The sequence below is a fragment of the Streptomyces sp. KR55 genome (assembly GCF_052245645.1).
Lineage (GTDB): Bacteria > Actinomycetota > Actinomycetes > Streptomycetales > Streptomycetaceae > Streptomyces > Streptomyces flavusporus.
The window spans coordinates 1-7258 of sequence record NZ_JBQQCE010000491.1 but is presented as its reverse complement, the minus strand read 5'-3'; the positions used below and the strand labels follow the sequence as shown (position 1 = coordinate 7258).

Annotated in this window: 6 protein-coding genes and 1 pseudogene; 1 reads left to right on the top strand and 6 read right to left on the bottom strand. The window is 67.6% G+C overall.

Going from position 1 to position 7258, the window contains the following annotated elements:
- The 4 genes from ACTWQJ_RS42920 to ACTWQJ_RS42905 all read right to left on the bottom strand — a co-directional run.
- On the bottom strand, positions 1-183 hold a 183-nt coding region (locus ACTWQJ_RS42920; RefSeq protein WP_443311830.1), incomplete at its 3' end, for a DUF6262 family protein.
- Positions 180-1199: a tyrosine-type recombinase/integrase gene (locus ACTWQJ_RS42915; protein WP_443311831.1), complete on the bottom strand. Its 1020-nt coding sequence runs from the start codon at positions 1197-1199 to the stop codon at positions 180-182. The genes ACTWQJ_RS42920 and ACTWQJ_RS42915, both read right to left, overlap by 4 nt.
- 743 nt (positions 1200-1942) lie before the next feature.
- Complete coding sequence (locus ACTWQJ_RS42910; protein WP_443311829.1) at positions 1943-2827, bottom strand: hypothetical protein; 885 nt, start codon at positions 2825-2827, stop codon at positions 1943-1945.
- Positions 2824-4017 carry a tyrosine-type recombinase/integrase gene (locus ACTWQJ_RS42905; protein WP_443311828.1) on the bottom strand — a complete coding sequence of 398 codons (1194 nt, stop codon included), beginning with the start codon at positions 4015-4017 and terminating at the stop codon, positions 2824-2826. Before ACTWQJ_RS42905 ends, ACTWQJ_RS42910 begins: the two co-directional genes overlap by 4 nt.
- A 229-nt stretch (positions 4018-4246) precedes the next feature.
- On the opposite strand from ACTWQJ_RS42905, the gene ACTWQJ_RS42900 reads away from it, so the two are divergent.
- Entirely contained in the window at positions 4247-4414 is a 168-nt protein-coding gene (locus tag ACTWQJ_RS42900) for a hypothetical protein (protein WP_443311827.1), read from the top strand.
- 30 nt (positions 4415-4444) lie between these two features.
- On the opposite strand, the gene ACTWQJ_RS42895 is transcribed toward ACTWQJ_RS42900, so the two are convergent.
- Entirely contained in the window at positions 4445-5716 is a 1272-nt protein-coding gene (locus ACTWQJ_RS42895; protein WP_443311826.1) for a hypothetical protein, read from the bottom strand.
- 625 nt (positions 5717-6341) lie between these two features.
- Positions 6342-7258, bottom strand: a pseudogene (locus ACTWQJ_RS42890) (hypothetical protein); the annotation flags it as partial.

Here is a 7258-nt window from a genome sequence, read left to right as displayed (position 1 = left end):
TACGCGGGTGCGCGCCTGCGAGTTCTCGTACAGGAAGGTGGCGGAGACACCAGCCCGGGCAGCGATGGCGCGGACGGTCAGTCGGCCCCGTTCTCTGCGCAGCTGCGCGATGGCGGTCTCGACCTGGGCGATCTTTTGCCGGGTCTGCTCCTGGCGGGCGGCGAGGGCGGCGGCCGTGGTCATGTTTCCTCTGGCTCCTCGGGCTCTTCGGGGTCCTGGCTTTGGGCCAGCTCCGCCGCGCGAAAGGCAGTGCTCCATACGCGGCCGAAGAAGTCCTGCGGCCGGCGAAGGTCCAAGGCTCGGGCCTCCTCCAGCAGGCCGACCGCCGCGAGGGCCTTCTCCAGGCCGTCGATCGCCCGGGCGGTCGGCTCGAACATCTGGTGCAGGTAGTCGGCGGTCGTGCTGTCGGGGGCGCGCTCGGCGAGCAAGCGCCACTGCTCGCGCTTGCGGTGCCAGTAGACGAGGTCGGCGCCGGACAAGACGAACTTGTCGCAGTGGTGGCAGTCCAAGTTCCACGGGCAGGCCCCGCCGTTGACGACCGGCTGGAAGGTGCAGAAGCCGCCGTCGGTGGGGGTTGATTTGCGGGTCAGATCGATGGCCAGTGCTTCAGCCTGCTCCCGGGTCATGGGTTCGCCGCCGGAAAGCAGGAGTCCGGGTTCGGCGGAGCCGGGGCCTGCCACCCACACCGCCTCCAGGGCTGCATTCAGCCTGGGGTCGTTGTGCGCGAGGTGGACGTAGTGCTCGGCCATCTCGCGGGAGAGCTGGCCTAGGTAGCGCTTGACGTGCACCAGGTCGGCGCCGTTCTTCAGCAAGTTCGTCGCCAGCGTGTGGCGGGCTTGGTGCAGCACTCCGGTGCCGACCTGCAGCGTTTCCATCCACTCCCGGAAGGCGTCCGCGAACCACTGGTAGCTGACGCCAGTGCGCAGGTCGGGGTTGCGGATCCGGCTGGGGAACAGCGCCAGCTGTCGGCGCTCCTGGGCGGTTGGGGGACGGCCGTAGCGGCCGGTGAAGCGGGTACGGGTCTTGGCCTGGCGCTGCTCGATGCGGGCGAAGAGCCGGTCGGGGATGCGGATGGCCTGGTCGTAGTTGCCGACCTTGGTCTGGTCGTGCCAGAACAGCGCCAGCCCGTTCAGCCGGGAGATGCACTCGTAGCGCACCTGAAGCACCTCGTTGACGCGGCGTCCGGTCAGCACGAGCATCTCCCAAGCGTCGCGCAGCCCGCCGTCGAACGGGTCGAATTCGTCCTCCATGCGCCGCAGGTTGTCCGGGTGGGCCAGGGCCCGCGCGAGCTCGTCGGGGAACGGCGAGCGGCGGCGTACCGGCGGGTGGTAGCTCGGGAGGGCCACGACGAAGCCGCGGTCGAGGCCGAGTTGGTCGGCGGTGCCAGAGTCCAGGGCCTCGCGCAGGATGCGACGGCAATTGCGCAGCACGTGGCCGAGCATGATCGGCGTAACGGTGGAGGGCTGCCCGCTGCGGCTGTCGCCGTCGCCACGGCGCTGCAGCCCAAGGGAGGGCAGCCGATGCTCGGCCCGGTGCCGCTGATCGGCGACGAAGTCGACGGCAAGGGCCCGCGTCAGCACCTGCGGATCGTGTCCACCGCCCGGTGCGCGGGCCTCGAGGAACGCGCTCAATTCCACGACCGCCTTGCGGTTTTGGTCCAGCGTGGCTCCGGTGCGCGGCGGGTCGCTCTCCAGCCGGGCCGCCAGGCTGTCCCACAGGAGATCGCGCAGCCAACGCTGCGACACCCCGCCCAGGTCCCAGTGCGAGAGGCGGTGCTTGAAGCGGACCCCGAAGTGCTCCGTCTCGATGAACCCGGCGTCCCGGGTGTCCTCGCGGCTGAAGTAGACCAATCGCAGGTAGTGCAGCATCGCCTTGGCGATGCTGTGGCGACGCGAGTAGTGCCCCTTGGGACTGGGTTCGAGGTCCAGGTCCACCAGGGAGTTCACCCGCTGCTGCCGGCATTCCTCGGCAAGTAGCTGGATCCGGGACAGATCCCAGATCGGCCCCCGTGGATTGGGGTCCTGGGTGTGGTGGAACATCGTCCACTTGAACTCCGCCTTGAGCAGTGGCCGCAGCCCGCGCAGGGACACCTTGGCGTAGGCGTGGTGGTTGGTTCCGGCGGCAGCGCACCACAAAACGCCACCTGGTCGTCGTAGGACACCCCGGGGTTGGAGCCCCACTCAGTCAGCATCCGGCCCCAGTTGTTCGGCACCCGGGCGCCGCCAGGCTTCCCCTCTTTCTTGTAGAGCAGGAAGTGGCGGCGGCACAGCCCGAGCAGGTGCACCGCCTCCTCGGGGCACACATCTACCTGGCAGGGGCCGAACGCCGGCATCACCGGCTGCCGCGCCATCCACTCATCCAGGTGCTCGTCGAGGACCAGGCCCTGCTGCTTGTACTCCCAGCGGTCGTGTAGCAACCGGTAGTGGTGCAGGTAGCACAGCTGTCTCGCGCCGTTCCAGGCCGGCACATCGCCGCAGATCACACACGGCGGCGGTGTCGCGTACGAGCGGGCCCTCAGCGGCTTGGCGGTGCGCAGGAAGTGCGCCAGGCTCACGTCGCCCCCTCGGCGGAGCTTCGACCACTGCCCGTGGTGCACATGGCAGAAGTCGGTCCGCTCGTGCTTGGGGCGCTCGCACTGTGCCACCCCGCACTGCCAGGCATACGTGGGGTGGTCGGGCGGCACCACGATGATGTCGGGGCGAAACAGCGGATCGAAGGACGGGGCATTGATCAGCGCCGTCAGGACCTCCAGCCGGTCGCGGTTGGTGAGTCCCGCTCCGCCGGCGAGGCCGACGAGCGGCAGCAGTTCACGGGCCTCCTCGCTCACTCCTCCTCACCCCAGACCTTGCGCAGGGCGGCGGTGAACGTCGGAGAGTGCAGATCGGGGTGTCCGTAGACTTCCTCGACCATGCGCGTCGAGGACCAGTTGCCGGCCACCTTGGCCACCATCGGGTCGTTGCCGGAGGCGTCCATGATGTTGGCCGTGGTCGTGTGCCGGAAAGCGTGCGGCTTGATCCGCCCCGGCAACCCGGCTCGGCGCCCGGCGCGCCGCAGCATCCCGCGCGCCCCGTCCGTCGTCCACGGCTCGCCGCGCCGCGGCCCGGCCAGTTGGATGAGCAGCATGCCGTGACCCGCGGCATGCTGCGCGTACTCCTCGGTCATATACCGGAAGTAGCTGCTGATCATGGCCGGGCTGGCGCGAAAGATCTCCCCGCCGGTAATAGTGCCGTCGACCAGCCTCCACTCGGGTTTGGCCTTCGCCGCCGCCCGGTTCGCATTGCCCCACCGGTGGCAGACGTGCACGTGGGCGGGGCCGCACTCGCCACACGCTGCGCCGTCCCGCAGGTGCAGGTCGACCAGGTGGAGACCGCACAGGGCGCCAATGCGCATGCTGCTGTCGGCGAGCCAAGTCACGACCATCGCGTCCCGGGCTGTGTTCACCGCTCGGTGCAGCTCCGTACGCGCCCCGTCCGGAAGCATCTTCGGATGCCGCCGACGCGTGCCCGTGCGAGGAGCCAGCGGGTTCGCTGGCATCGACGTCTTCACGTGCCCCAGCAGGGCGCGATCGCGGTCCACTCTGGTCGGCAGGCGGCGCACGTCCAGCGCCTCCTTCAGCTCCGCGTTGATCCCGTTTGCCGCGAATTGGTGCAGGTAGAACCCCTTCAGCGCCGCCGCTGCCACGCCGAGGCCGGACTCGCTATATGGACGCTTCGGTGGCACCCGCCAGGGCTGCCCGTACGGCAGCGGCACCTTCGCACCGACCGCCCCCATGTACCGAAACAGGTCCCGCAGGGTTACGGACTTCGTGGTCAGGCCCTCCCTGACCCGCCAGCGCAGGTGGTCCACGAGATAGTAGGCGTAGGTCCTCTGCGTCCCCGTGCCCTCGTACTGCGCCAGGAAGCCGTACGACTCCTCCTCCACGGACCCATCCGGCTCCAGGATCGCGTACGACCAGCCGCCGCCCGCCCGCGGTATCTCCTGGACCCGTAAATCCCCCAGCACCATCTCACTGCGCAAGCCGACCACCCTCCCCGGTCATGTCGGACGTCCCTAACGCCCTTGGGATGGTCGGAAAACGTACTCGGGTCGCGGCCTGCAGCGGGCTCGACGAACACTTCCGACAGAATCTGGCCGGTCGGTAAACCGTTCTTTACCGACCGTCGATGTGGCCGGATGGGCTGTGAGCTGCACTAATGCGTTGCGTAAATGTCTGTAACGCGGACACGGGTGGAATAGCATCGAGGTCATGGCCGCGCTCGCGTCAAGCCCCGCTTTGCTCGTCTTGCCGCCACTGGCCTCTGGTAGAAGCGTTGGGGACCCAACGGTCATCGCAGCGTGGATCGGCGCCGAGGTTGCGCTGATCGCTGCCGTCATCAGCGCGCATCTGCCCTTGTGGAGCGGCCATCGCCAGTGAGCGGTCGACAATCTCGTGGTCGCCGCCCTCTCAGCTCACCCGCCGCCCCGTTTCCCACACTGTCCTCAGCTGCGGCACCAGCCGTTCCTTCAATTCGCGCTCCGCCTTCGCCGAACGCATCAGCAACCTGCGGGCGCTCCGAAATGTCAGCTTGTCGATAACCATTCCCCACAGCCTGCCGTGCACGTCCCTGAGCACCTCTTCACCAACGACCCCGGCCAACGCTCCAGCAGCAGCTCCCGCCGGCCCAGCCACGACGGCCCCCGCCGCTGCGCCACCCACAGCACCCACAGCCTTCGGCAACACCTCGACCGTAATACGTCGGAGCAGATGCATCTCCTCACGGGTCGAGTCCAACGACCTCGCTACTGCATTCGCCGCCGCCTCCAACTCTTTGCGTGCTTCGGTCGATTCCCCTGCCTCCTCGGACACCAGCTCTTTCTGGAGCCTGCGATAGCGCTCAACCGCCTTCTTGCCCCGCAATTCCTTGGCCTGCTCAAGCAGAACGTCCGGGCCCTCCCGATACCGCTCCATGCGCTGCAGCAAGAGAGGAAGGAACGACGGTCTCCACGGCAGCTCCGTGTTGCGCCACCCCTGCCCTGCTTCACGAAATCGCCGACGCAACTCCTCATAGATCGCACCTTCCGCGGTAGACGCCGCAGCCTCGGTTCCCAGACCAATCGTGGTCAGGATCCGACTGCGTTTCGGCCCGAGGACATGCGGTGCCCCGGTCTGCTGCGCATAGCCGGCGAAGACCAGCTGCCCGAGCAGGAACCGGGCGAGTTTCATCTGATCGGAGTCGACGAGCCGATCCTCAAGACTTTCCAGACTGGGTTCCCACTCGTACTGGACCGCCGCGAGCGTGGAAAGGATCTCCTGGCCCGCCGGCTCACGAACCAGGGGCCCCTCGGCGAGCCGACGGCCGAGCTGTTCGATGGCCGCTTCCTTCGCCTGCCGGTACATGTGGTGCTCGACGTCCACATGCACCAGGGTCTTGTCACCGCCCGTGTTGAGGACAGCCCCGAGACCGTCACCGAAGTCAAACCGCCGGTCGAACGTGTCGTTGTAGTTGAAGGCCGGCACCTGGTCATGCATGACGACCAGGTCGAAGAAGCTCACCAGGGCCCCGATGTCGTCCTCAATCGCCCCCCAGCGCGCATCCGCGTCGGTGCCAGCCAGCGGACCGCCTTCGAGAAAGAACTGCCCGAGCCGAAAGACAAACGGATCAATCACGATTCCCAAGCCCTCTCGCGCCAGTTCGTCCCACGCCTCGAGACCCCAGATGTGCATGTCGTAGGGCATATTGATCGCCTTGCTAGCACAACACAGATGGAAACACGACAGTACTGCCCAGTCGGCCCTTCAGCCATCCTCGCCGAACCGGCTACCCAACCAGTCTAAGACCGGCCGACCCCGTTCACGATTCCTGCAATATCGATGATGGGGGGAACTGCGATTCTGGAATTTCTCAGAAAGTTATGGAGCCACAAATCATCATGACGCGGATGGCCTCCTGAAGGGCGTCGCCTCCCAGCCCAGACGACCGACTCGAAAAGGGCTGTCCCTTGCGGTCAGGGAGCTGCCGATTAATAACTCCTCGGTTTAGTAGCCGTTCTGTCTCAAGAGAGGGGTTTCGCCTCCCTGACAGGACAGAGGACCGTCGGCATGCCGACGGTCCGTGGTCATCTGGCTCCCGGTAGTTCTCGCCCAATAAACAACCCCCAGTGGTGCGTACGGAGAGGATCGTTCGGGATACGCCCCCACGACCAGCACGTTTCTGCAAGTGGTCGCCGTGACGCCTCCCGTACACGCGCCGGTGCCGCGTACGCGGGGATCTGCGGGATGCCTGGGCATCACCACAGGCCGAGGGCGACTCCGTTGCTTTTCGGCGAGGACTATACGCAACCCTGAGAAGGCCTCCCGATGACTAGCGTTCCGGCCGGTCCGCGGCGTCGTACCGCAGGCCGCTCGACCCCTCACCGCGCCCGGCTCGCCTGGCCCGCCCCATCCACAGGAAGGAGGTCCCCCCGCACCAGCGGGCGTACTGGAACGCCCGTGTGACGACTGCCCCGTCGCGGGGAATCTCTTCCTCGACGATGCGCAGGGGTGGCTCGCTCTCAACCGGCTGCGACGGATCGGAGCGCAGCAACAGGCCTCGCGGGTGTACGCGTTCGAGGACGGGAGGGGCGTCGCCCACGCCGGGCACCGTCCGCTGCAGCACACGCCGTTCGAAGGCGAGATCGTATGCCGGATCGGTGGGGGGCACGGTCGCCACCGGCTCGAACGGGATCCAGTTCACCGGCACCGGGCTCATCAGCCGGTAGATCAGCCGCACGTCCTCGCTCACCGTGAGGATCGACTGGTGCACCGCGAGGCGAGCCGCCTCCAGCGCGCGTTCCACCGGCTCACCGCTGACACCCGGGACCCGCCGCTCCACCCCCCACGCCAGGTTGGCCATCTCGTCGCGCAGCAGCGTGACCTCCTCGACCGGGTCGCCCTCCAGCCGCCTGGGGAGCGTGGGGGGTAGGAAGAACAGGTCGGTCAACCGGGCGGCCCCGTCACCGGTCTGCCCGAGCTCGAACATCTCCCACGGCCGTCCGTCGCTGTTGCGCGACGGGCCCACCACCGTCTCGACCCCGAAGGTGTCTCGCACCCGCAGGTCGGTGACGGTGAACAGCGACCCCACGGGCAGGTCCAGCGGCACCAGCCACCAGTCCGGCCCGTACACGAGGCCGAACTCGACGAGCAGCAGGCGCGCGAGATCGGACGGGCCAGCCTCCAGTTCTCCCAGGTTGACCCGTGCGTCCTCGAACTCCCAGTACCGGTCGGCCGGCATGCCTGGGT

Coding starts and splice junctions, on each gene's coding strand:
- ACTWQJ_RS42915 (WP_443311831.1), bottom strand. CDS start 1,199: ATGCTCGTGCTGACCGGACGCCGCGTCAACGAGGTGCTTCAGGTGCGC.
- ACTWQJ_RS42900 (WP_443311827.1), top strand. CDS start 4,247: ATGGCCGCGCTCGCGTCAAGCCCCGCTTTGCTCGTCTTGCCGCCACTG.
- ACTWQJ_RS42895 (WP_443311826.1), bottom strand. CDS start 5,716: ATGCCCTACGACATGCACATCTGGGGTCTCGAGGCGTGGGACGAACTG.